Origin of the sequence: Paenibacillus sp. FSL K6-1230 (assembly GCF_038002385.1) — a bacterium.
GTDB classification, from domain to species: domain Bacteria; phylum Bacillota; class Bacilli; order Paenibacillales; family Paenibacillaceae; genus Paenibacillus; species Paenibacillus massiliensis.
This window is the reverse complement of record NZ_JBBOCK010000001.1, coordinates 5,046,698-5,071,817: the sequence shown is the minus strand read 5'-3', so window position 1 is coordinate 5,071,817 and position 25,120 is coordinate 5,046,698. Positions and strand designations below refer to the sequence as shown.

Here is a 25,120-nt window from a genome sequence, read left to right as displayed (position 1 = left end):
ATAAGGAGGCCTGATGCATATGGTGGATAAACCGCATGCAGGGAGGCCTGAGTCGGATAGGGAGAAGGAAGCTACAGATACTAGGCTGGGTCTGGATGAGATGACATCTGGGCTGACAGTAGCCTCTGGAGAGCTCAAGATGACACGGCGAAGCTTTCTGAAGAAGGGGGCTGTTGCGGCGGTAGGTATGGCCCTGCTGACGGGCGGATATGCCAGTGTCTGGGAGCCACACAGGCTGGAGATTACCCGGTTGTCGCTCAGCTTCCCGGGGCTGCCGAGTAGCTTTGATGGTATGCGTATCGTGCATTTCAGCGATATGCATCTGGGCTTCTTTACGAATGATGATCATATTGACAATATGGCAGAGGCTATTCGACAGCTTCAGCCAGATTTGCTGTGCTTCACGGGTGACATTGTCGATGATTATGCTGATTCCATGCAGGACTACCTTCCCTTGCTGGCTGCAATGGAGGCCCCGCTGGGGAAGTACACTGTGCTAGGTAATCATGATTATCGGGGTATACCCGAAGGAGTGCAGGCATTATATAAGCATACTGGATTTCGCTTGCTCAAAAATGAACACGAGATCCTTGAGCGTCACGGAGAGCGATTAGCTATTGTTGGCCTGGAGGATTTGCTGCTTACCAAGCCGGATCTGTCTAGAGCCATAGCAGGGATTCCAGCCACCATGTTCAAGCTGCTGCTCATGCATGCGCCTGATTTTGCAGATCAGGCTGCAGAAGCTGGCATTCATTTGCAGCTGTCTGGGCACAGCCATGGAGGGCAGATTCGGGCCCCGTTCCTTGGTGCGCTCAAGACTCCACCTGGTGGACGCAAGTACGTGCAGGGGCTATATAGCGTAGGAGAGCGTAAGATGCCAGTATACGTAAATCGAGGTATCGGGATGACCCAACTGCCTGTCCGGGTATTGTGTCCGCCTGAGCTTACGGTGCTTACGCTCCGAAGAGGACAGGATGTGTAGCGTCTGGAGTGCTCAGGGTGCAATTCGTTCAGCGAGGTTAGAGATGAAGGAGGAATCAGGATGCAACGAATTGCTATAGTCTCGGATTTGCACGGCAATCTGGCTGCATGGAATGCAGTACTGGAGGATATATCTGTACGAGGGGTTACGGAAATCTACTGCCTGGGAGATCTGGTCGGTAAAGGGCCGAACCCTGTAGAGGTATTTGAAAGTGCACGTAAGCACTGCAAGATCATGATTAGAGGGAACTGGGATGAGCTTATCGGACGAGAATCGGACGAGAACTTCAGTTGGCATGCGAAGCTATTGGGGCCACAGCGAGTTCGTGAGCTAGGGGAGCTGCCATTCCATTATGATTTTCTAATGAGTGGGCGCCGTATTCGGCTTGTCCATGCTTCTCCGCAGAGCGTCTACCACCGGGTACAACCGTGGGATTCCGCTGAAAGTCGAATGGGGATGTTCGATCCAACACCCGATGAGAAGGAAGACAGCCGTTTCGAACCTGATACCGTGGGGTATGGAGATGTACATAATGCATTTCTGCAACACCTGCACGGCAGAACTTTATTCAATGTAGGCAGTGTGGGCAATCCGCTGGATATGACGGAGGCTTCGTATTGTATCCTGGAGGGGCATATAGGAGACACTACACGGGAAGGCTTCTCGATCCAGTTCATTCGAGTCCCGTACGATATTGAACTGGCTGTAAGACAGGCTGAAGAGGCCAAGGTGCCATCATTGAATTATTACATCAGAGAATTACGGACTGCCATATACAGAGGCTTGCAGGATTAAGCTTCCGGTCCCGCGATATGAATGTCAGGCTGTGGACGCCCACCGGAGGTACCCAAGGAGGTAATATGGTGCTGACGAAACAGACAATTCGTGCTTCACTTCCCGAGCTATATTCAGCAAGGACCAGAATGCGCAAGCTGCGTCCAGAGGATGGAGGCAGGCTGAGGCAGCTGCTGTCAGACCCGCTCGTAGTCCAATATGTCAATCGTAATAACAAGCCGCCTGAGGAACGGGCTCTTCGACTTGTACAGCAAATCCATACCAGCGCAGCCGCTCTGGAGGCCTTACATTATGTAATCACACTCCGTGAGCATGAGACGGTGATTGGGCTGATCTCATATCAGCACTGGAATGAGCGGAATGGTCAGGTGCAGATTGGCTATATTCTGGAGCGGGACTATTGGGGGCAGGGGCTGGCAAGTGAGATCGTGAAGGAGTGGCTAGCTCTGGGCTTTAGCAATCTGGGCTTCAAACGAGTCGAGGGCAGATGCCATGAGCAGAACGGAGCTTCGGCACGTGTGCTGCTGAAGAACGGAATGAAGCTGGATCGTAAGCTAGGCTATCACGGTATCGGAAACGAAGGCACGATCGTAGAGGTTTATGGCATCAATGCGGAGGAGTTCATCACTTCGAATGAGGGGACTCACCAAGCGCGATATTGAGCTCTGATTTCTTATCGTTATGTTTTGTTACACAATTGAAATATAGATGCAAAAAGACTCTAACAGACAGCGGGTACAATGATGACATGACCCCCTTTTGAATATTATAAATTTTGGGACCCGAAGCTTCGGGTCCACTTTTTTTGTTGGCTATGTTAAATTCTAATGTTGATATTTGACCATAAGAAAACCGCCTCAGTTGAAAGGCGGTTCATTAAGCTATCGTACCCGTTTGTTTAAGAATTACCTGCACGTAATAACCAATTGTTGACCCACAATATTAGTGTTGGTACAATCTATAAAACAAATTGGAGGAGATACCATGGAAGCCATCTTACAACATCTTAATTTTAGGATTACGGATGTTCCATCCAGAATCCATACTTATTCTGAACTCGATTTTTCTATTCGGACCCGACCAAACAGTTGGTCAAAAAAGGAAATACTAGGGCATCTGTGTGACTCCGCACTTACTAATTTACAACGATTTGTGCGTTCTCAATATGAATCTCAACCTTACTCAGTGTTAAAATACGCCCAGAATCATTGGGTGGAACTCATGAATTACCAAAACCTAAGTATTGATCATATTTTGGCTCTTTGGGTTATGTTGAATAAGCAAGTGGCTGAAGTCATTGCAAACATTCCTGAAGACAAGTTGCTGTATTTATGCGACATTGGTGAAGAAAAACTTGTTACGTTAGAGTGGCTTATAAAAGACTATGTTGAGCACTTGGAACACCATCTCGAACAAATTTTTAGTACATAACTGCCAGCTAGCTTAACAAGAATAAGCAGAAATCCGAAGTTTGGTATTCGTGTCGGTTACAGTAAACAAGCACGATTTGACCAACATATTTTTCTTATTCGATGCGGTATTCTCATATTCCTTGCTGTCTAAGTATCGAAACCAAGCCAAATAATGTTGCAAATATTTCGTTGCAACACCATTAAAGCGATCCATCCATTTCTTCAAGCGGCTGTGGTAGCTGTTTACGTTTTGGATATGGTATACGCCTTTCACACGCTGTTTTCCGTCGGGCTTGAATCGATAATGAGCCAAGCCTTTTGAATTCGCATAGGAACTGAATGCCCTCCACGAATTAGTGCATAGCACGTTTGAGTCGGAGAGATGACCGCCAATTGCTTCGTCCAATTATGTAGTTCGAATACGTCCACGCCCAAGCACACCAGAGTAGGTCATTTTCTGACGGTCACGAGCAACCAGTACGCACACTTGATCGTGGCTTATACCACAATAATTAGCTTTACCTCCACGTTTACGTGGCTTGCGTTTGGTGAACATGCGTGACTTCATCGTTTAACTGCTCTGCACATTTTCTCAGAGAAAAGCCCTCAATCATGCATTCAATAAAACGAACCTAAATATGAGGTCTTCTCGTGCGTTGAAGAGGGGTGTTTGTAAGGTCATTGAACGTTTGGCGACAGGACTTACAACGGTAATGTTGACGTTTAACCTCTCCAGTGCATGTTTTTACAGCGTACTTTCCAAATCGCAAGACAGAATGATTTTTACAATGCGGACAAACAAGTCCATCTTTGTGCTTCTGCTCTTGAATTTCATCAATTGCCGGTATTTGATTAGCAATCCCCGTCGTTCGAGTCTGCAAAAAGTAAACAAGTTCTCGTTTTTCGCTATCGTTTAAGGCAGTAGCAAGCTTTTCAGTTCCTTTAAATCCATAGGTAAACCATCTCCGAATAGTGATATTGCCTATGTTGTAGAACGTTTGTTTGTTACTATCAAATATCAACAACAAAGTTTAACAAAGCCTTTTTGTTAGGGGATTATAACCGTGAAGCTGTCGAGTTCTGTAGCCTGTATCTGATTGGATGCGGACCTCTGTTCGGGCAGAGATTCCTTGTGACCTTCATCAATAGCAACCCCTTCACCACTGGTGGGAAAAGACAGATATGGCGTGATAGTCAGTGCTGTGACGTCTGTACCAAGCGGTGCAAACAATTTTGTGCTGGACGAGTAACGGATACCATCACGAACCTCGACGCTGGTTCCTCCTGAAGATGTTACCAACCTTCTGCCTTCCTGATCCTTCATTTTAAAGGTTATCCTATAATCTGAATGATCATCTTCGCTCGTTATTGTATTATAGGTCAACAGCATGCCAGCCGCACTGCTTTTGATGTTAGCCACGTTCAACTCAATATCTGCTACTCGTTGCTTATGGTTCACTGTAATGAGCTGCGTGTCAGTCTGCATGATTACAGGAATATTGAACTTCCATTGCCTGTTCTCTCCCTCATGGAAGAGAAGGCCTAGCTCGAACTGATCCGGCAGATCAGCAGGTGGGTCGATGTCAATAATTCCGACATGATAGGTTGGTGTTATTTCTGTTCGGGTCTGGCCTCTGTTGAAGAAAGTTTCTTTGCCGTTCACGGTAATGTCAGTCCTTAGTTGGGCATCCCAGTCCAGTGGCTGCTGCGATACCAAGGAATAGGCCACGGATAGTCTTATTCCGTCGTAAAACACCTCGTTAATGGTCATCGAACTACCATCGTTGGTTCGGGTCTCTCCAATGGCCGTAGTTAAGCCCTGCTCACTGGCATTCCTCAGCCCGGGATCTCCTTGCTGAACAAATATTGAACCGATTACGGGAATCTGCGCCATGATACTGGCCATAGCCGGAGAGACGAAGCCTGAGCCAAGCAGCAGACCAAGTGTGGCCACGGCGGCGCTTGCACGATACAACACTTTTTTTCGTAGCCGGGTGGGCGATGGTCTTCTCGGATGCTCCTCTTGACAGGTAGCTGAAATGATCTGATCGAGTCGATCTATCGGCACGGGGATGCTGTCGATCTCCTTTTTAAAGGAAGGAATCTGTTCTGTCTTCATCATAGGCTCCTTTCAGTTGTTGGCGAAGGCTGGACAAGCCGCGATGGATATGAGTCTTGACCGTACCTTCAGGAATATCCAGGATCTCGGCAATCTGCTTGATCGTGAAATCTTTATAGAAGCGTAGCAGTAGCACCGACTTGTATTTCTCTTCCAGCGTGTCCAGTGCTTGCAGCAGATCAAGCTGATCTTCAAGCTGTCCATTGTCCGTGCTGGCGTGATTTTCAAGTATTTCTGGACTAAAAGGGATCACTTTCTGTTTTCTTCTTAGAAGGGCAAGAGCTGTATTAATCAGAATCCGCGTCATCCATGTGGAGTAGTATTGGTTGTTCTCAAGCGTGGAGATCGACTTGAAAGCCTTATATATCGTTTCCTGAAAAACCTCCAACGCATCCTCTTCATTCCCCATATAGATATAGGCCATTCTGTAGAGCTTTTCTTTGTCAGTGTGGACCAGCTCCTGAAATGCTTTCGGATCACCCTGCTTGGCTCGGATAATCAGTTCTGAATATGTACTCAAGGCTAATTTACCTCCTTCTTCTCTGAATTAGAGAGATTAGGCTGGCAAAACGTTTCAAAATTCTTTGAAATGGGCTGTCATAGGGGGCATATAGAACCCAATACTGGATAAGGGGAGGCATATTGAGGAGGCAGGGCATAGAGGGAGAAGAATACGCAGGGAAAAGAGCATGAGGTGAGAAGGATACGAAGAGGCATGGAAATGATTAGAACGTTCCTGAAAGTAGGATAAAATAGCTGGACAAAGTAAGATAAGAAAGCAAAAGTGAGACAAATACGCAAAACAAGAACGCAAAACAAGAACGCAAAACAAAAATGGGCCTTCACACCAGAGTGCCGTAGTGGCTGCCCGTGACGATCAGACCCATTTCTAATGAGAGATTGCTTGAGCTAGCTTATAGTGGAACCGTCACCTTCTGCTGCTGCTTGTAGTATACCCAGGATGTATAGCCAATCTCCTTCAGCAGGCTGCGTACTTCCTCCCAGTCATCACCGACACGGGATGGTACATGAGCGTCCGAACCAAAGGTAACCTCGACTCCATAATGACAAGCACGTTCCAAAATGCTATTCGACGGATACCATCCACCGACTCGCTTGGTCTTCCCAGAGGTATTAATCTCAATGGCTATGCCGCAGGAAGCAATCGTCTGCAGGGTATCGTCTATAGCTGCTTCGGTCTCGATATCCGAGAATGCAGGATAGTTGCCCTTCATAGCGTCGATATGCCCTAGAATCTGGAACATACCACTCCGTGCAGAATCCTTGATCATTCTGTAATAGGTGTTCTTGACCTCCTGCTGCTTCTCCGTGCTAAGACCCTTCCAGCGGCGCTCATTGAAAATGCTGACACCCTCCACATGATGTACAGAGCCGATCAGGTAATCAAATGGATAGGCAGCGAGCGTTGTTCGATACAATTCGAAGTGCTCCGGAAAATAGTCTGTCTCCAGACCGAGCAGTACATCAATTCGTCCTGCATATTCGCGCTGCAGCTTCAGAACCTCTTCAACGTAGCCACTTAGCTGTGATTTCGCCATGTAGATTTGTGGGAATGCCTGATCCTTGTCACTGCACAAGTATGGGGAATGATCAGATATACCGATCACCTGTAATCCTGCTGCTATGCCAGCTTCTATGTAGTCCCTTATGTTGCCGTCTGCATGTCCGCAGCGGAAATGGTGAGTATGCAGGTCAAACTTCATGTTGTCTGTTCCTCCTTGTCACTCGGAGCTGATAAAATGCGTCTCCGGCATTCCCTTCAGGTCGCTTAAAAATTGTTGCATGGCAGAGTTCAGATAACGGGTGGATTTATAGATGACTCCTACAGGATGACTAACTTCCAACTCACGAACAGGGATTAGCTTGAGCGTCCCGGCACGCATCTCGGCTGTTACGGATTGCTTGGAAATGATGGCAGCTCCAAGATTAATCTCAACCATCCGCTTTACTTCTTCACTGCTGGACAATTCCATCACTACATGAGGCTCAATATTGAATTTCTTAAATACATCATCAACGAAGCGGCGGCCTACCGTATCAGGTGACAAGAGAATCAGGGGAATCTCGCGCAGAGCTTCCATCGTCGCCTGTGGCCTGGATGCCAAGGGGTGATGGGGCGAGACAACAAGCTCGAAGGTATCGTAATACAAAATCGAAGTACTGAGGTTCGGATTGCGCTCAATCAAATACCCGATTCCTACATCAATCAGTCCACTCTCCACCTGCTGATAAATGGCTGATGAGGGCATGGATTGAATGGAGGTCTTGATCAGAGGGAATTGGTCCTGAAAATAGGAGAGTACTCGCGGTAAAATCTGAATGGCTATGGATGTGGTCGTGCCCATAATGATCTGACCTTGAGGTACCTCTTTCAGATCGGTCAGCTTCTGGCGTAGCTCCTCCACGACATCCAGTATTCGTTCGGCATGCTCTAAAAATACCTTTCCCGGGTCCGTTAAGGTCACCGGCTGGTTCCGATCGACGAGCACGGTCTTGAACTCATCCTCCAGGCTCTTGATCTGGGCGGATACCGCAGGCTGAGTCAGATTTAGCAGCTCTCCCGCCTTGCGAAAGCTCATGGTTTTGGAGATGGTAAGCAGGGTCTCCAATTGGCTGATATTCATGGAATCCCTCCTAATCTGTTGTTCACAATGCCGGAATTCTTTTTTCTATCCCTAAATTATAGGTGAATCCAGGCGCTAGGGCAATGAGAGAGCCGTCGGAACGTGATAAAAGCAGCTATTTTTTTCATGTGCAAGCTGGAATTACTGCTATGGGTTCCTCACATGTTATTGTGTTCCTTCATTAAATGAACGGAAAATCATGGGATAAGTGAACTATTTCCCCCAATGCTCCTGTCTCTAACCGTAGTTTTTATTTATGTAGCACTTGTACCGTTTAAGTATGTGAATAGTATGTGAGAAAGCTATATACCCTCATTCATTTGCCCGAAAAATCACATAAGACTAAAGTCCTTTAGAATTAAATTTGGTACAGGCTACCAATATCACTGGTGAAATTTTCGTATAGGACAAAGTTCGTATAAATTGTACTTTTTGCTATAAAAAATGGCTTTCCTTTTGACGATAAGGAAGAAGTGACGTGTTATTTTAATTTATAATGAATTGTTTTTGATCTTACAGTATAATACAAATAATGATAAATGGGACTTTTGTTGTGTGACTAAAAACCCATAAGCGAAGGGGTGCAAGGTAACGTGAAGGCGGAAGTAATTAATCCTTTTCTGGAATCGGCTCGTAATGTCATTGAGCAGTTGATTCAAATTTCTCCCTCGACAGGAGCCCTCGGTATCAAGGACATCGAGGTGATTGACGGGCATATCTGGATCATGATCGGGATGACGGGCCAATTGAGTGGTAATGTGATGTTCGGTATTCAGGAGCAGGTGGCCCTCAAGATCGTGTCAGCGATGATGGGTGGCTTTGTGATTACAGAAATGGATGAAATGAGCAAAAGTGCCATCTCCGAGCTGGGTAACATGATTAGCGGTAACGCAAGCACGATTCTGTCCAATCAAGGGGTCGCAGTAGACATTACTCCTCCGCAGGTTGTGAATTCCTCAAGTCTCAACATCAGTCCACAGCGTGCGCTATGCATACCTCTTGTCATGGATGGAATCGGTGAACTGGATATTCAGGTGATGATCTCCTAATATAGAAGATATCATTCTTCTAATCAGACATGTTGCATGGACGATGCAGGATGCTGATAGGTCAAAGGAGCACCGATCATGAGTAGGCTGAAGGACAAGGTTGTATGGATTACAGGAGCATCCAGCGGCATAGGAGCCATGTGTGCGGAGCTGCTTGAGCAGCGAGGTGCCATTCCCGTTCTGACGGCCCGATCAGCAGAGAAGCTACAAGCGATTTCCACTCGTCTGCAAGGCCGACACCAGTGGATGAGCATGGACGTCACAAGTGATGAAGAGGTCGCCCAGACCGCGGCCCGTATCCAGCAAGAGTTCGGAGCGGTAGATATCGTGCTCAATAATGCTGGATATGGAAAATTTGAGGCGATCACGGATATACCCATTGAGGAATATGGACGTATGATGGACGTGAATTATATGGGAGCGGTGCGGTGCATTCAGGCTGTGTTGCCAGCGATGCTTGCACGGAGGGACGGTCAAATCGTCAATGTCGCCTCTATGGCAGGAAAGATCGGGACAGCCAAATCCACTTCGTATACGGCCACGAAGCATGCTTTGCTTGGATTCAGCAATGCACTGCGTCAGGAGATGCGTGGGACGGGGATCACTGTAACAACGATTAATCCTGGACCGATAGACACGCCCTTCTTCGATATCGCCGATCCCAATGGAAGCTATGTCAGCAACGTCAGATGGATGATGCTCAAGCCGGAGCAGGTCGCAGAACAGATTGTACGTGCGATGGAGAAGCGTAAGGAAGAGGTCAACTTGCCGAGACTGGCCTCCGCGGCGATCCGGCTGTATCAGCTATTTCCCAGGCTGGCCGATCGGCTTACCCATGGGATTATGAATCAGAAATAGACTGGCTGTGTACTGACAGCCGGTTTTTTTGCGTGAGAAGGGCTGTCTGCATGTAGGCTTCCTGGACCTGTAAAGAACGTAATTTGGTCAGGGAGCTCTTTTCGCATATAATGGAAGATGATGATGAATCAGAGCTTTCACCTGCAAAATAGTGCAGCTAGTATGTAAGACTGAACTTCAGGAAAGCTGTTGATGAACAACGGTGAAAATATGTATAGGGGTTGGACGATCTTGACAGAATTGAATTTTACAGCATTGAATATACAACAATCACTTACGGACAAGCTTGCAGAGCATGGCATTACGCAGCCATCGCCAGTGCAGCAGGAGACCATCCCGCTAATTCTGGAGGGACGGGATGTGCTCGCCAGATCGCAGACGGGTACAGGGAAGACTTTGGCATACTTGCTACCCCTTCTTCAGTCTATTAATCCTGCTGAAAAGAGTACCCAGAAGCTGGTGCTGGCTCCCAGTCAGGAGCTTGCCATGCAGATCGTCCGTGAGGCGCAGCGTTACGGTGAGAGTCTGGGCATCGGGGTGCTTGGTCTGATCGGCGGAGCGGCAGTCAAGCGCCAGATTGACAAGCTGCGTGAACATCCAGCCTTGGTGGTCGGTACCCCTGGACGGGTGCGTGAGCTGCTTGCATTGCGTAAGCTGAAGATGCACAAGGTATCTACGATCGTCGTGGATGAAGTAGATCAGATGTTCAAGCTCGGAGACTCTGGCGAGGTACGCAACATTCTGAAGAGCGCTCTTCGGGACCGCCAGCTGGTCTTCCTGTCTGCTACGCTGAATGATGAGATTCGGGGACTGGCCCGTCAGGAGATGAGAGAGCCAGCTGAGGTAGGTATTGATCCGAGCCGAGTAACGGCTGAGGGGCTTCAGCATCTTTATTTTGTGTGCGAGGAGCGTGACAAGGCGGATATGCTTCGCCGGATCGTAAGGCAATATAATCCGCGCAAAGCCATTGTCTTCGTTAACGTCACGGACGATCTGGGCGAAGTCGAAGCAAAGATGAACTATGTAGGCTTAAGTGCTGCGGCTCTATACGGGGATGCGGATAAGGTCACCCGGGCTCGCGTCATGTCGCAATTCCGCAATGACAAGCTGAAGCTGCTGATCGCCTCGGATGTGGCGGCTCGCGGACTGGATGTCGAGGGGCTGGACATGGTTATCCACTATGACCCGGCTACCGATGCCGAGCACTATGTGCACCGGGCAGGCCGCACAGGTCGGATGGGTAAAAAGGGAACGGTGGTCTCCATCGTCACTGAGCGCGAAGAATTCATTATGCGCAAATTCTCACGGGAGATCGGGGAGAGCATTCAGCAGCGTGTGCTTCAGGACGGCAAGGTGCTCAGTCTGGATGAGCAGAAGGCCTACTCCGCCCCGCGACATGCCAGAACGGGCAGCGCCAGTCACAATATGAGTAATGGCAGTAAGCAAGATAGCCATAAGCAGGATAGCAGCAAACGTAGTAGCAGTAATAGGAGCAACAGCGGTAACAGCGGTAATGGGAATAATAGCAGTAATAGTAATAGCGGTAAGACCACCAGCACCACGAATGGCGGTCGTAAGAGCACCAGTCGTACAGGTCCGTCCCCTGAGCGATCGGAACGTGCAGGGAGAAGTGCCAACACATCTGGTCGCAGTCCGCTGAAGAGTCAGCGTGATCGGGATCGGGATCGCAAGAATAAAGGAGCACCGAAGTGGCTCAAGGAAAAAGCATCCCGCTCAGATGAATCAACCCGTGAATAAATAGATCAATACGCAGGCGCTGCCGAGAGTCATGTGTCGCGGCGCCCGGAACGGAAAAGAGGGGAAGCCATGCAACAGGAACAGAAGCCTGTATTGGAGATTAGCGGACTGACGGGCGGCTACAGCGCCAAGCGTCCTGTACTGCACGATATCTCACTGGAGGTACGTCCCGGGGAGATGATCGGTCTGATCGGCCTGAATGGAGCAGGCAAGAGCACGACCATGAAGCATATTCTGGGACTCATGACGCCGCATAGCGGAGTAATTCGGGTACAGGGCTCGACCAGGGAACAGCAGCCGGAGCAATATCAGGCCGGAATCGCTTTTGTCCCGGAGGCACCTGAGCTATATCCAGAGCTTACAGTGATGGAGCATCTGGAGTTCACAGCTCGTGCTTATGGTGTGAGTGAGGAGGATTTTCGCACGAGATCAGCGATGCTGTTGGATTTGTTCCGGATGAAGGAGAAGAGCGGCAGTCTGTCGATCCACTTATCCAAGGGGATGCGTCAGAAGGTGATGATTATGTGCGCCTTTTTGGCAAGGCCACCGCTGTATATCATTGATGAACCATTTCTGGGACTAGATCCGCTGGGGATACGGTCTTTGCTGGATTTCATGCTGGAGATTCGGAATTCAGGCTCGTCCATTCTGCTTAGCTCACATATTCTGTCTACCATTGAGAATTATTGTGATCGGTTCGTGGTGCTGCATCATGGCTCCATCATTGCCAAGGGCACTTTGGATGAGGTCAGAGCACAGGCAGGGAAACCGGGCGTCCCGCTGGAGGAAGTATTCTATTCTCTAGTACAGGACAGGGATTAAAGCCATGGACTTGAACAAGCTTCTGCAAGACAGAAGAGCGTCGTTCTGGAAGCAAATCCTACCTTATCTCGGGTATGTGCTGCAGAGTGGACTTGCTGCTGTGTTTGCCTTTATCATGATTGCATTCGCAGCATGGTACACCTCGCTGCTGCAGAACGTTCCAGCGGAACTGCCCATCCGTTGGATCATGCTGCTCGTACTGATTCCTGTTGCTTATAGCAGCTACCGGACCTATCTGACGGATGCGGATATCGTCTTCCTGCGTCCGCAAGAGTATCGAATGCAGGTTTATTTTCGGAGTGTACATACAAGAGGAGTCACCTATAAGGCAATAGGTATGCTATTGCTGCTGATGATCCTGTGGCCGCTGTACGTGCGCAGTGAGGTAGAGCCGAGAGAACTGATTCTGTCAGTCGTTCTGCTCCTGTTGGTTAAGGGCTTGTCAGGCTATGGCGGATGGCAGGAGCTTAGAATGGTCTCTCCATCACTGCGAAGAGTGTTTGCAGTAGGTAGATGGGTGCTTGCCCTGCTCATTCTGGGAGCCTGGTGGTGGTATCCGCCATTGCGGAGCCTTCCATTCATTGTGCTCATTGCTGTGTTGTATCTGATTCTGCTGCGCCTCCCCATCAAGCATCCGGTGCCATGGGAGCTGTTGATCGCCCAAGAGAAGAGCAACGGTGGCAGACTGATGCGCGTATTAAGTTGGTTCGTAGATGTGCCCGCATTGGGACAGCAGATTACATCACGCAGTTGGCTTTCCTGGCTAGGAGCCGGGATGGGCTGGAATCGAGCCAATGCTTATCGCTTTCTCTTAACCAAGACCTTCACTCGCACCGAGGCTGCGGGGATTGTCATCCGCTTATTGGTGCTTGGTCTCTTGCTCGTTGGCTTTACGGCATCCGGATGGCTTGGCAGTCTGTTGTACCTGCTCTTCCTGTTGCTCATTGGTCTTCAGATCACCTCTCTGCGTCGCAGTCATCAGGAATCGCTGTGGCTACAGCTATATCCGATTACGTCGGAGCAGCGCAAGCAGGCTTTCCTTAGTTTTATTACGCGCATGATCCTACCAATCGTTATCTTGCTCTGGCTCCCTTTGCTTAGCGGCGGAATGGAGCGATTGGGGATGAGTGTATTGACCTTGGCTGGCGGTGGAGTTGTGCTGCTGTTGATGAGAGCTTCTCAGGCCAGACGCTGGGCTAAGGCGGAAGAGGATGAGTAGCAGAGCTTGTCTGGCGAGGTTAGTTGGGAGTTGGGATAGCGAGGTAAATATAGAATTTATAAAGTGAGAGGGAGCCGAAGTCAGGCTCCCTTGTTTTATTTTGGAAGTACCATGAACAATTCTACAGTGGGTTTACTGAACAGACACACACTAGATTAGGTAGGGAGTTTCTTTATGAAATTGTGTATGATGATCATCTTCGTGTGTATCCTGACTTCTTGTGGATTAAGTAACAATGGATTGCCGACTAGCGAGAACGAAACATCTACTAACTTATCAAGAGATTTTAAGGATGTAGAGACTAGGAAAGAAAGCGTTGACCAAAGTGAGAATAAACAATACTTCCAGAAGGCAATTTATACTCACGGTAATGTAAAGAGTCTATACCCTGTGCTTGTTCATTTAGAAGATTCAGAAAAACAAAATAGAATCAACAAAATGCTGAAAAATGATGTTTTGAGAGCCTTGGAAAGTTATGTAGAGGATAATCCAAACATGGAAATTCAACTGGACTTCACTCCACGTCGCATCGGAAAAGAATTGCTGAGTATTCAATACCTGGGTACTAGTTACACTACAACTGGCGCTTACCCTGTTAATATTTCTTTTACAACTAATGTTGATTTAATCACTGAGAAGAGGATCGGAATTACAGACTTGTTAATTATAAACGATACTTTTTTGGAACTGCTGAGAAAAGCAAAATATGTAACATATGATCCAGATTTAGAAGTTGAATCAGAAGCTAAGGATTATTTTAATAGTTATACTAATCATGAGTTAATTTCCTATTTGGAACATTCTGATGAGTTTAGCGAGCAGAACGAATTAGGTATCTACACATATATTACGAATGACTCATTGGGCATCTCCTTTGAAGTACCCCATGCGATTGGAGACCATGCGGAGTTCGAGATTAGTCTTAGTGAGTTACAGGATGGTACTTTTAAATAGAAGGGGTGGATTGAGCCAATATTCCAGTAAGCACCTCACTTGTCAGGAGAGAACTGAATCAAGGGAAAAGTTATAGAAAAAATATCCGTAAGAATTTGTGGGGGATTTTCCTGATTATTCAACTGCTTTCTTAGAAATGAAAATCCAATCATTGTCCATAATATATTCAAATTATCCACATTTCAACTATAATCATGTAGCTGTATCTATTCCGATAAGGTACCGTGGTAAAAATATAGGACTACACAGAGTGTTATTTAACTTTGATGGGGGAATAGAGGACGACTTTTATTTTATGGATTAATTCCTTCTAGACTTTAATATATCTTGTATAAACAGAGCAAAAACAAGGGCGATCACTGCGTACATACGCGTGATCGCCCTCTTCTAGTTCCAGTAATTACACCAAATCCTGATAGGCCTGGTACACAAGATTGTACAGATCCTCCAGATACTCCTCTGCAATACAGGAGAAAGCAATGCGCAGATCATGCTCACCAAGAGCGATGGTGCCTACGCCATATTGCTGCAGCAGATGAGTGCGCAGTTCCTCGGCATGGACCTTCTTCAGCTTCAGACACATGAAGTAGCCGGAGTTGAACGGATAGTATTCCCATGCATCATCATACTTGCCTGTGTCCAGCAATGCCTTGACCTTGTTCGCCCGACCCTTCATCACTGCGAATTTCTCAGCCTTTTGGGCTTCGAATTCCGGTGACTGCAGCGCATCCAGCACGAAGGTCTGGGACGGGTGTGGACCGCTGGAGATGGTGGCACGAATGATACCCAGTGTCTTTTGCTCCAGAGCGGAGAGGACCTCGCTGCTGTCAGAAGCATAGGTGATGAAGCCGACGCGGAAGCCCCATACATACTCTTCCTTGGTGGCACCGTCAATTTTGACAGCCAGCACCCGTGGGTGGATATTTGCAAGTTTGCCAAAAAGGGACTCCTGCAAGGATTCCTCAAAGAATAGTCCAAAGTAGGCGTCGTCCGTAACCACCACGACGTTGATCCCGGCTTCAGCAGCATCGCGGATGGCGGCAACAATCTCGTTACCTTCCTCAAGACCCGGAGTGTAGCCAGTCGGGTTGTTCGGGAAGTTGAGCAGCACGATCGCTTTGCCCTGCTCCTGCTGAGCCATGAGCGCCTCGCGCAAGCCTTGACTGTTGAACCGCATATCCTCTGTGAACAGCGGATAATTGACGAGACGAGCATGACGACGGACACCGAAGGTCAGCTCGTAGTTCTCCCAGTTCTTGTCCGGATAAATGACAGCATCGCCTTCGTCAGCGAACAGATCAGCCACGATACTGAGACCGTGGGTCAATGCGTTCGTCACGATGGGAGTGCCGAAGGATTTATGTTGTAAGGATGGGTTCTCCACCAGCATTTTGCTACGCCAAGCTGTACGCAGCTCAGGCTTGCCCGCAGGAGGGGCATAAGGATACAGATCCTTCGGTTGGAAAGCCGACAGCTTCTCCTGAATGACACTCAGGTGCATTGGGCCGCCTTGTTCAGTAGCGATACCAATGGTGGCATTGTATTTTTGGGCCAGCTTCCCTGCTTCGGCAGATTGACTCAGAATACCTTCCTTCGGAAAGTAGATTTCTTTGCCGAGGGTGGAGAGCATTTCGTATACATGCACTTGCTCGGTGTGAAGCGTGTGATTCAATTGCTCAGCCAATGAATTCATTCGGTTCATCCTTCCAGTCGATGGAAATGCATGACCCTGTACCGCAGGGCAGCATGGCACCATCTAGTTCTAATTACTAATTGCCATACATTATAGCATTTCACCGCGGCACAGTCACCCGAAAAAGCGCATCGTCACAGGGAAAATCAAGAAGAATGGAAGGGACAATATTTGCGCATGAGTTCCGCAGTCTGAATGTCCTTACCTTGAGCACGTTCCTCCAGTCGTTCAGTCATCTCCTTCCGGGCCCCTGCACTCAGGTTTTGCCCAAATTTGAACTTGGCTGTCAGCGAGGAAGGCATGATCCGGGTGACGGACACGCCCTTGAGTGCAACACGGTAGCGTTCATCACTGGCCTGAATAGGGGCATATCCGCCCTCTGGCTGGAGCTTGCGCATGAATGCGCCGAGTACGGCTGCCTTCTCCTCCAGATCCGTGACAGCCTCCGCATGTCCGAGTAGGGTAACACTTTTAAAATACGCGGTTGCTGGGCAGGCAAGCTCCGCATCTGTGTAGTAGGAGGGGATGAGCGAATATTCCTCAGCCACGGTGAAGCTGACCTGAGCATGAGCCTTTATATTCTTCATTTTCTCTCCAGCGTAGCTACCATGAAAATAAATAATTCCGTTCTCATACACAAAATTAAGTGGAGTCACGCGCGGCTCTCCCTCTTGGGTCACGGTTCCCAGAAAGCCGAACGTCATATGATCCAGAAATTCCTGAATATCCTGCTCCTCTTCTACGCTGAATTCTTTTCTTCGCATACTCAAATAGCCTCCTTCATCGTATGCTCTAGCCGGCCGGTTCGAGATATGCAACTAGCATAAAACGAAAATTGACATGAAAATAGATCCACTTTAAAGTAATTTGTATAGGCCACTTATTTGGAGTCAATTTTGACTCTTATGGAGTTGAAGATCATGGACTTTATGCTGCCGCTGGAATCTTATATAGAGCGGTATCGGTATAAATATGCTGCGCTCTACCATGCGCTCAAGGATGCCATCTGGGAGGGGAGATTGGAGGAGGGCACGCGTCTTCCGTCTTCGCGCTGGATGGCCAAGCATTATGGACTTTCGCGTGGTTCGGTAGCCGAGGCTTATGAGATGCTACAGGCGGATGGCTATGTGCACACCGAGATCGGAAGCGGTACCTACGTAGCGTTTGCAGCGACCTCGGTCTCCAGTCCAACAGAGGAAGCGCCGATCCTTCTCTCTCCATGGGCCAGACGAGTCATGAGCACGAAGCTGCCCCCTCGTCAGCAGGATGAAGGTAGGCTGTGCCCTTCCTTTACGTCGTCAAACCGTTTACCTGAGGCTGAGGCGTCACAGTATTCCTTTGGGGGTGCCATACACACGCCAGGCACTGCGGATGCTCCGAGCCCGAGCGACATCAGCTTTGTGCCTCGCCGCATGCCAGAGGATCATTTTCCCGATGCAGAATGGCGAAGGTCGCTTTCAGCAGCTGCAGCGGCTAGCGCAGTGAATCGAGGGGTGACTGATGCGAAAGGAAGCCTTGAATTGCGGGAAGCCATCGCTGCCCACCTGCGCCTGACACGAGGTATCCGTACATTGGCAGAGCGAATTATTTTGTTCAATGGCTCAATGCACGGCATTGCGCTGCTGACGCAGCTGCTTATACAGGAGCAGGATGAGGTGGTGCTGGAGCAGCTATGCTATCCTGGAATTCGCAGAGCAGTCGAGGTCTGTGATGGGCGGATTGTAGCCGCAGAGCTTGACCGGGAAGGGATCATCCCGGACGACTGGAAGGCTCGGCTGCTATTCGTGACACCAGCCCGCCAATTTCCCACTGGAGCAGTGCTAAGTCTGCAGCGCAGAAGAGAGCTGTTAAGCTGGGCTTCGCGAACGGGGGCCGTCATTGTAGAGGATGACTACGACAGCGAATTCCGCTGGGGAGGTAGGCCGATCGAGCCCTTGAAGGCACTGGACACAGAGGAACGCGTGATCTATGTAGGGTCCTTCTCCAAGACGATGCCGGAGGATTTCCGTGTAGGCTTCGCTGTAGTACCTCCCTCACTAGTGGAACCTTTGCTGTCGGCCAAGCAGCTATATGATCCGATCCCTTCCGGGCAGCTGGAGCAGCGGGCTATGGCTTATTTCATGACGAGAGGTAGCTATGCTCGCCATCTGCGTCGTCTTACGCGCTTGTATGAGATACGATATTCTGTCTTCACTACATGGATGAAGTATTATACAGATTCATTATTTGACCTGGAGCCAACAGATGCAGGTCTACATGTCTTCGGACGCTGGCGGCAGGACCCGGCGAGCTACGAGGTGTTCAGGCGAGCTGCAGCTGCGCGTGGTGTCTGGATGAGGGACATGAAGGACTATAGCTTGTCCCCCTCGGTTCCAGCGGTGAGCTTCGGCTTCTCGCATCTGGATGAACAGCAGCTGGAGGAAGGGGCCCGGCGTATGCAACTGGCATGGCAGGATGTGCTGGACTTGCAGAAGCAAGGCGAACAACAGGATTTGGACAGGAGGTAGGAAGAAGTGCTTCATATGCAACCATCGCAGCTTGTGCTGCTCCCGGCATTTGCCAAAATCGTATGTGAACCAGGCTGGAGATGGCAGCCGCGTGAGAAGCCGATGCCTAATTACGATCTGTTCTATGTATGGAGTGGGGAAGGCACGGTCACGGTCAATCAAGAGAATTATGAGGTGGGAGCCGGCAGCTGCTTCCTGTTCAGGCCTGGAGATTATACAAGTGCCGTGCACAATCCGCAGCGCCCACTTGTTCTTACGTATATTCATTTTGATGTCGAGGCCACCCCCGAGCCTGTGCCTGAGCGTTATCGGGTGCTGGAGGAGACGGTGGACTTCGAGCATATGTTGTCCAGGTATGTACGACTGTCTTTGGAGCAAGCCTATGGCGCCATTGAGGAAGGGCGGCTCTTGCTGCAACAACTGCTAATCCATCTGCTGCGGGCAGATCGGCAGGAGAAGGTAGTCCGTACCGTCAGCCATCATCTGGAGGAAGGGATCTATGAGATCGCCAATTATGTTCGTCAGCATCCAGGTATGCAGCATCGTGTGGAGGAGCTGGCGGCCCGGGTCGGATTGTCTCCGAGATACTTCTCCATCAAATTCAAAGAGCTGACCGGGATATCGGTGCAAGCTCATATCATCCGTATGCGAATTGAGCGTGCGCAGCATCTGCTCCTGCATGCAGGTATGAATGTTACGGAGGTAGCGGAGGCGCTAGGCTACAGGGACATCTTTTTCTTCAGCCGCCAGTTCAAGCAATATACGGGGAAAAGCCCATCGGAGATACGTTAGCCATGATCCTCGGTCAAAAAACAGCGGGTTGAACCGTGGTTGACGGAGCCTTCCACTCACAGCAGCTCTACACGTACATTTGATTGCCTCAAAGGACTATTTGGCAGGCTGGATCATCCGAATCGAATGGGCCCTTCTAGCAAGGGGCTTCACTTCTTGCTCGTCGTTTCAAGTCAGGAGCTGCTGGGTAATCCTCTCTAAGAGCACCCGGCAAGGTCTGGGATACATAGAGAAGGGAGACATCGGGTATGAACAGACGACGCAGAATGCTGACACGCAGAGGCAACGGCTCCGGGCTGGTGAAGTCCCGTTTTCGGCAGCGCAGAATTAGGGTAGCAGAGCCACAAAGTGTATGGTTCTGATCTACGTAGGGCGTACACAATGAGACGCTAATCGAACACGTTATGCATACGACAGCCTGAAAGGGCATGTCATACATACAGTATTGGGTAACACGTATTGTCGCAATGCCAGACGTACAAAAAGGTCAAGTACAGGAGCTGAGTAGCTACTGTCTCGACCTTTTATGTTAGTGGAGGATGGACGAAATGATCGAATATCATACGCGAGCAAATGGTGTCCTCGATAGCTTCTTAGATCAGCGATGTCAGGCTTGGCCTACGAAGTGACCCAATGACTGCCCCATTCTGATTCGACTGCCGACCACCGCGGATTCCAGCGGCTTGAAGGTGTCGTCTTCCGTAATGAGCACTACTGTTGAACCGAATTGGAAAAAGGCTAGCTCCTCCCCCTTGGTCCAGGATTTCGCCTGCTCATCGGTATACTGAATACTGCTGACGTTCATTGCGCCAACCTTAATGAGTGCCAATTCACCATAATTATGCTGGATGTAGGCGATCTTCCGTTCATTTCGACTAAGCACAGTCCTCATATGTGTCAGCCCGAAATCATTGACAGGGTAGACTTTGCCCTTGATGTGCTCTTTCTCGACCAGCTTGCCAGTCACGGGACAATGAATCCGATGATAGTCTGTCGGACTCAGGTATAGTACAAAAGCGTAACCGTGTTTGTATTTTTCGAAGCGTGGAGAATAGTTCAGCAGCTCCTCCACGGAATAATCCTGTCCTTTGACATTCAGCATCGTGCCAGCCTCGACATCACCTGCGAATGTGATCAGGGCATCTACGGGACTTGCGAGCGTATTCGGTGTCTCATCTACCGGACGCATTCCCGGCTTCAGCCGCCGTGTGAAAAATTCATTCAACGAAGCATAATCAGTCCAATCTCGCTCCGCCTCTTCAGCGGCAATACGGTATGTACGGATAAATGTGGGTATTACATGTCGGCTGGCGCCACTCTGGGCGAAGCCTCCCACTAATCGGCAGACCCATTTGCGTGATGAGAGCTCTGTCATCAGCCGGAGCCATTGTTTTGCCATTACAGATCCCCCTTGTGGTTGTTCCGGGCCATGAACCGAAGCGTATCCGGCCACTACTGCATTATATTGCCACATAATGTTATGTAAATCAATATTTTGGAGTACATCAGTGCACCAACCCGCATGAATAGGGGGGGCTGGCGCAAGGATTGAGCAGAGAAAATTCGAGGCGGTGGTAACACAGACCAGAGTCCCATCACCGCCCTACACCTCATATTTTCCGTTCTTCGGCACCTCAATACGTCAATGCTCAGTACCTCCGCCCTCAATACATCAATACATCAGTACATCAGTACCTCAACATCAGTACCTCAACATCAATACCTCAATGCCCAATAATTAGATATTCAACTTATCTCTGCCCAATTAGTAGGCTGCTGTGCCAAGGTAGCCTTGGACCCATCACATACGCTTCAGGGCCAGTTGATGGAGTACCCAGCTGGCATATGCGACAGGTTTGTCATAGGTCTCCTGCCAGATCTCAGGCATGCCTGCCTCACGGAAGCCATAGCGCTGGTCCCTGCCGTTGCATTCGATAAAGTGCAGCTCACCACGTTGATCTACTCCCAGATCGAGCCCTATGTCGGCCAAAGGACTTAAGGGTCCGCTATGAACCAGAGAGGATGCCAGGGATTGGGCTATGCGTATGGCCAGCATTTCCAGTCTGGAGAGCAGAAGTCTCACCTGATAAGGCGGGAAATTGAAGGCAAGAGCCTCCTCCACGTGGATTGCACTTCCGCCTTGTCCTACGTTGGATACGAAGCTGTTCGGTGGTGCTACCTTGGCGAACATGCCGGTAATTCCCCAACTACCACCATATCCACGCTGCACGGTCACGCGAATATCGAATGGACGACCGTGATACTGTGCCAGAGGAACCGTCTGCTGCACAATGTAAGCCTGTGAGTGCATACGCTGAAGCATCCAGTAAGGCAGCTGTCCATTCAGCAGCGGTGCATTTAGCCATTTTCGCTCTCCTGCACGTTCTCTGTATTGCATCATCCAGTATTCACTGCCTTTGTACAACCGCATGATGCCTTTGCCAATACTGCCATTGCAGGGCTTGAGGACGACATCTCCATGCTCCTCCAGCAGCTTCGTAATACTTGCAGAGGATGCTTTGTGCGTGGCTGGCAAGTGGGGAAGGAGTGAGCGGTCCCGCATTAGCAGCTGGTGAACGTCGTATTTATTAAAGCGGGTATATCCGTTGAAAATATGAACACCGCGTCTTCTTAGCGCCTCCAATCGCTGCCAGCTACGACGATGCTTATACATGGCCCGATTGTGAATGACCGTAGGAACCGGAACAAGCATCCGCTGATAGCCTCCATCAACTGGTACTTGTGCTACACAATGACGCTTCGTCGGATGAATATCCTCCAGTCGAAGAAAGCAGGGGATGACCCCATACTTTCGGGCTGCCTCTACATAGTGTCCAAGGGCTTCTGTCCCCGTCCTTCCTGTCGTTATGCCCCGGTATAGTGCTGAATTCAGTAAGATACCGGCGTACTGCATGTGCATGACCGTTCCTCCTTACGTTATCCCTGGATCAACAGTTCATTAGCCTTGTACTTTCATCTGATCGTTGCCATTGGCTGAATGCCTCGCTTGCGTGTCGAATCAGAATGTGTCTGTCCCTAGCAGTATATGAAGGTCCTTGTCCTGCTGTAATGGACAACGGCTGAAGGCCTTGGCCCAAAATCTCCTTATAGGTACATACTCCGTGTCCATACGCTGCTCTCTCTGTATATGATGTAGGGTATCCGCAACAGAATTGGAGGATGACGCCCATGAGGGAGATTGCAAGAATCGCCGTCATCTCGCCGGGATCGTTCGTGGTGCCGTCTGCACACAGCAGCTCTGTAGAACGCATCATCGAGCATACGGTACCGCTCTCTGTGTATCGGGAGCAGACTATCATTTATGGAATTCGTGGAGAGGGTCTGCCGCGGCGGGGAGAAGTGCACGGAGTTCATTGCGTACGCGTATCCCGTGGTAAAGGCTATACGCGTGTCGTCATGCGAGCCATGGCAGCCCAGCAGCCCGAGGTGGCAGATGTGCATAATAGGCCAGCTATCGCCTGGCAGATCAAGAGGACCTTTCCCCGTATGAAGGTCCTGCTGACACTCCATTCCACGACGTTCATCAAGCCGCCACTGATCTCCCGGCGCCGACTACGAGCGATGCTGCGAAGCATCGACGGGATCATAGTGAACAGCAGCTTTCTGAGAGATGAGGTGCTGCGGCTGGCTCCTGAATCCCAAGGTCGCTTGTTCGTCAATCTGCCAGGAGTGGACCCCCGGGACTTCGCCAGGCGTGGTCTTCCAGAGACAGAATTGCTTCGAGAGGCCAGATTGCAGCAGCTGGGCTGGTCTTCCCGCCGCATTATTCTGTATACAGGGCGCCTGATACCGGGAAAAGGAGTTCACCATCTGCTACATGCACTTCAGCATATTATCAGGCAGTGCCCCAATGTCCTGCTGCTCATCGTCGGTAGCCCCCGATATGGCAGAAATATGGAGACAGCCTATCTGTCTGCGCTGAGAAGACAGGCTGCTGCCTTACCAGGGCATGTGCTCTTCCTTCCCTACACGCCCCATCCTGCCCTTGCCGAGTTATATATGCTTGCGGAGATCGCAGTGGTTCCTTCCTGTGGAGAGGAGGCCTTTGGCTTGGTGAATGTCGAGGCCATGGCTACAGGAATTCCGGTGGTAGCCTCACGAATTGGGGGGATTCCAGAGGTAGTCCAGCATGGGATTACGGGTCTTCTGGTAGAGCCTTCCCGCATGGCAGAGGAGTTGGCAGAGGCCATCACATACTTGCTCAGAAATCCACACTGCTCCAGAAGCATGGGGATGGCAGGACAGCGGGAGGTTAGCAGGCGCTTGCTCTGGAAGCACACGGCAGAACGTTGGGATCATGTGGTACAGCAGATGCTTGCCGTCAAGCCTCCTTCTGGGAGAAGGTGGACTCGATAGCCAGTACAAATGCCGTTACCGCCCCATCAAGGGGAGCATAACATGTGTGGAACTGTTCGGATACCGACCACCGAAGCGGGAAAGCAGGAGGGTAGGCATGAATCGGAAGAAGAAGAGAATATCAGCTGGAGTATCGGACAACAAAATGAAGCATCGCTCCATGACAAGAAGCGTGACCACCACAAATGCCAGGTCGTCCCGAAAGAGCAGACCTGCTCGGTCTGCGCAGCATTCGGACAGTATCCGGGCAGATTGGCTGCATGAAGCACGTCCGCTCGTATCCGTCATCATCCCGGCGATGAACGAGAGCCGAACCATTGCCTCCGTGGTGACGCAGGCTCAGCTGGTCAGTTCGCCAGTTGAGGTGATCGTCGTGGATAATGGCTCTGAGGACGGCACGGGTGATCTTGCCGCCGCCGCTGGAGCCAGGGTTCTCTCCTACGAGCATCCTTTGGGGCATGATATCGGACGCCGTATCGGAGCAGAGGTGGCAAAAGGGGAGATCCTGCTCTTTCTGGACGCAGACATGATCATTCCCGCTGTTCTCCTTCAGCCTTTCATAAGAGCTATATTGGAGGGGGCAGATATCGCTTTGAACGATTACAGTGGCCCCGTCCGGACGCGGAATGTTCACCCGGTAGTGGAAGCGAAGCATATGTTGAATATGTTGCTGCAACGGCCCGACCTGCGTGGAGCCTCACTGACAGCGGTGCCTCATGCTCTTAGCCGCACAGCACTCCAGACGCTTGGCTATGAGGTGCTGGAGAGACCGCCGCTGGCGCAAGCGATGGCCGTCCTGAATGGCTTGAAGCTGAGCCTGGCAGCGTCCGTTCCAGTGGGAAGCTGGAACCCTAGACGAACGACTCGTGGTGTGGACCCACTACAGCACATTGTAGTGGAAGATCATAAAGAGGCGTGGAGACGATTAGCGGAGCATAGAGGCCTGCGCATGGGATATGATGCTATGCAACGGCTCCGTCATATGGATGTGATCCGATCATGAATCAAAGCCACAGCAGAAATAAAAGGCAACGTGGAGGCACAGCGAGAAGTAGCACAAGCTCAGGAAGAAGAGCTGGAGGATTGTCAGTTAGATCGTCCGCCCGTAAGACCCTCTCACCTTCCCTCGCTCGGTGGA

Annotated in this window: 22 protein-coding genes and 1 pseudogene; 14 read left to right on the top strand and 9 right to left on the bottom strand. The window is 49.9% G+C overall.

The window, feature by feature from the left end:
* Positions 1–19: 19 nt before the first annotated feature.
* The 4 genes from MKX74_RS22380 (at position 20) to MKX74_RS22365 (ending at position 3,208) form a co-directional block, all read left to right on the top strand.
* The gene (locus MKX74_RS22380) at positions 20–982 is read left to right on the top strand and encodes a metallophosphoesterase (RefSeq protein WP_341179894.1); all 963 of its coding nucleotides are present in this window, start codon (positions 20–22) and stop codon (positions 980–982) included.
* Between the two features lie 60 nt (positions 983–1,042).
* Complete coding sequence (locus tag MKX74_RS22375) at positions 1,043–1,777, top strand: metallophosphoesterase family protein (RefSeq protein ID WP_341179893.1); 735 nt, start codon at positions 1,043–1,045, stop codon at positions 1,775–1,777.
* A gap of 68 nt (positions 1,778–1,845) precedes the next feature.
* A complete protein-coding gene (locus tag MKX74_RS22370) occupies positions 1,846–2,439 on the top strand; it encodes a GNAT family N-acetyltransferase (protein WP_341179892.1) in 594 nt (197 codons plus the stop codon).
* 322 nt (positions 2,440–2,761) lie between these two features.
* Positions 2,762–3,208 carry a DinB family protein gene (locus MKX74_RS22365; RefSeq protein WP_018885565.1) on the top strand — a complete coding sequence of 149 codons (447 nt, stop codon included), beginning with the start codon at positions 2,762–2,764 and terminating at the stop codon, positions 3,206–3,208.
* A gap of 12 nt (positions 3,209–3,220) precedes the next feature.
* Here the strand turns inward: MKX74_RS22365 and MKX74_RS22360 are convergent.
* From MKX74_RS22360 to MKX74_RS22340, 5 genes and pseudogenes are all read right to left on the bottom strand, one after another.
* A pseudogene (locus MKX74_RS22360) lies at positions 3,221–4,160 on the bottom strand (IS1595 family transposase).
* A gap of 77 nt (positions 4,161–4,237) precedes the next feature.
* Positions 4,238–5,308: a DUF4179 domain-containing protein gene (locus MKX74_RS22355; protein ID WP_341179891.1), complete on the bottom strand. Its 1,071-nt coding sequence runs from the start codon at positions 5,306–5,308 to the stop codon at positions 4,238–4,240.
* On the bottom strand, positions 5,280–5,828 hold the full coding sequence (locus tag MKX74_RS22350) for a sigma-70 family RNA polymerase sigma factor (RefSeq protein WP_341179890.1): 549 nt from the start codon (positions 5,826–5,828) through the stop codon (positions 5,280–5,282). Before MKX74_RS22350 ends, MKX74_RS22355 begins: the two co-directional genes overlap by 29 nt.
* Before the next feature lie 394 nt (positions 5,829–6,222).
* Positions 6,223–7,032 (bottom strand): histidinol-phosphatase, encoded by an 810-nt coding sequence (locus MKX74_RS22345; RefSeq protein WP_341179889.1) that lies wholly within the window; start codon positions 7,030–7,032, stop codon positions 6,223–6,225.
* An 18-nt stretch (positions 7,033–7,050) separates the two neighbouring features.
* Positions 7,051–7,953: a LysR family transcriptional regulator gene (locus MKX74_RS22340; RefSeq protein ID WP_018885561.1), complete on the bottom strand. Its 903-nt coding sequence runs from the start codon at positions 7,951–7,953 to the stop codon at positions 7,051–7,053.
* 593 nt (positions 7,954–8,546) lie between these two features.
* Between MKX74_RS22340 and MKX74_RS22335 the strand changes: the two genes are divergently transcribed.
* From MKX74_RS22335 to MKX74_RS22310, 6 genes are all read left to right on the top strand, one after another.
* Positions 8,547–9,002 carry a chemotaxis protein CheX gene (locus MKX74_RS22335; protein ID WP_018885560.1) on the top strand — a complete coding sequence of 152 codons (456 nt, stop codon included), beginning with the start codon at positions 8,547–8,549 and terminating at the stop codon, positions 9,000–9,002.
* 78 nt (positions 9,003–9,080) lie between these two features.
* On the top strand, positions 9,081–9,860 hold the full coding sequence (locus MKX74_RS22330; protein WP_341179888.1) for an SDR family NAD(P)-dependent oxidoreductase: 780 nt from the start codon (positions 9,081–9,083) through the stop codon (positions 9,858–9,860).
* 231 nt (positions 9,861–10,091) lie between these two features.
* Positions 10,092–11,618: a DEAD/DEAH box helicase gene (locus tag MKX74_RS22325; protein ID WP_026281167.1), complete on the top strand. Its 1,527-nt coding sequence runs from the start codon at positions 10,092–10,094 to the stop codon at positions 11,616–11,618.
* 69 nt (positions 11,619–11,687) lie between these two features.
* Positions 11,688–12,440, top strand: a complete 753-nt coding sequence (locus MKX74_RS22320) for an ABC transporter ATP-binding protein (protein WP_018885557.1) — start codon at positions 11,688–11,690, stop codon at positions 12,438–12,440.
* A gap of 4 nt (positions 12,441–12,444) precedes the next feature.
* Positions 12,445–13,659 (top strand): ABC transporter permease, encoded by a 1,215-nt coding sequence (locus MKX74_RS22315; RefSeq protein WP_341179887.1) that lies wholly within the window; start codon positions 12,445–12,447, stop codon positions 13,657–13,659.
* A 174-nt stretch (positions 13,660–13,833) separates the two neighbouring features.
* Complete coding sequence (locus MKX74_RS22310; protein ID WP_341179886.1) at positions 13,834–14,613, top strand: hypothetical protein; 780 nt, start codon at positions 13,834–13,836, stop codon at positions 14,611–14,613.
* Positions 14,614–15,013: 400 nt separating this feature from the next.
* On the opposite strand, the gene MKX74_RS22305 is transcribed toward MKX74_RS22310, so the two are convergent.
* Both MKX74_RS22305 and MKX74_RS22300 read right to left on the bottom strand, forming a co-directional pair.
* A complete protein-coding gene (locus tag MKX74_RS22305) occupies positions 15,014–16,306 on the bottom strand; it encodes an aminotransferase class I/II-fold pyridoxal phosphate-dependent enzyme (protein ID WP_018885554.1) in 1,293 nt (430 codons plus the stop codon).
* Between the two features lie 146 nt (positions 16,307–16,452).
* On the bottom strand, positions 16,453–17,070 hold the full coding sequence (locus MKX74_RS22300; protein ID WP_341179885.1) for a pyridoxamine 5'-phosphate oxidase family protein: 618 nt from the start codon (positions 17,068–17,070) through the stop codon (positions 16,453–16,455).
* 156 nt (positions 17,071–17,226) lie between these two features.
* Here MKX74_RS22300 and pdxR point away from each other — a divergent pair, with 156 nt between their 5' ends.
* Both pdxR and MKX74_RS22290 read left to right on the top strand, forming a co-directional pair.
* Positions 17,227–18,813 carry a MocR-like pyridoxine biosynthesis transcription factor PdxR gene (pdxR, locus tag MKX74_RS22295; protein WP_341179884.1) on the top strand — a complete coding sequence of 529 codons (1,587 nt, stop codon included), beginning with the start codon at positions 17,227–17,229 and terminating at the stop codon, positions 18,811–18,813.
* 6 nt (positions 18,814–18,819) lie between these two features.
* Entirely contained in the window at positions 18,820–19,605 is a 786-nt protein-coding gene (locus tag MKX74_RS22290) for an AraC family transcriptional regulator (RefSeq protein WP_018885551.1), read from the top strand.
* 607 nt (positions 19,606–20,212) lie between these two features.
* Here the strand turns inward: MKX74_RS22290 and asd are convergent.
* Complete coding sequence (asd, locus tag MKX74_RS22285; protein WP_018885550.1) at positions 20,213–21,004, bottom strand: archaetidylserine decarboxylase; 792 nt, start codon at positions 21,002–21,004, stop codon at positions 20,213–20,215.
* Between the two features lie 402 nt (positions 21,005–21,406).
* Positions 21,407–22,525, bottom strand: a complete 1,119-nt coding sequence (locus MKX74_RS22280) for a YheC/YheD family endospore coat-associated protein (protein ID WP_341179883.1) — start codon at positions 22,523–22,525, stop codon at positions 21,407–21,409.
* A 269-nt stretch (positions 22,526–22,794) separates the two neighbouring features.
* Between MKX74_RS22280 and MKX74_RS22275 the strand changes: the two genes are divergently transcribed.
* Together MKX74_RS22275 and MKX74_RS22270 are read left to right on the top strand one after the other, a co-directional pair.
* Complete coding sequence (locus tag MKX74_RS22275) at positions 22,795–23,982, top strand: glycosyltransferase family 4 protein (protein WP_341179882.1); 1,188 nt, start codon at positions 22,795–22,797, stop codon at positions 23,980–23,982.
* A 97-nt stretch (positions 23,983–24,079) separates the two neighbouring features.
* Positions 24,080–24,985 (top strand): glycosyltransferase family 2 protein, encoded by a 906-nt coding sequence (locus MKX74_RS22270; RefSeq protein ID WP_341179881.1) that lies wholly within the window; start codon positions 24,080–24,082, stop codon positions 24,983–24,985.
* The last annotated feature ends 135 nt before the right edge of the window (positions 24,986–25,120 follow it).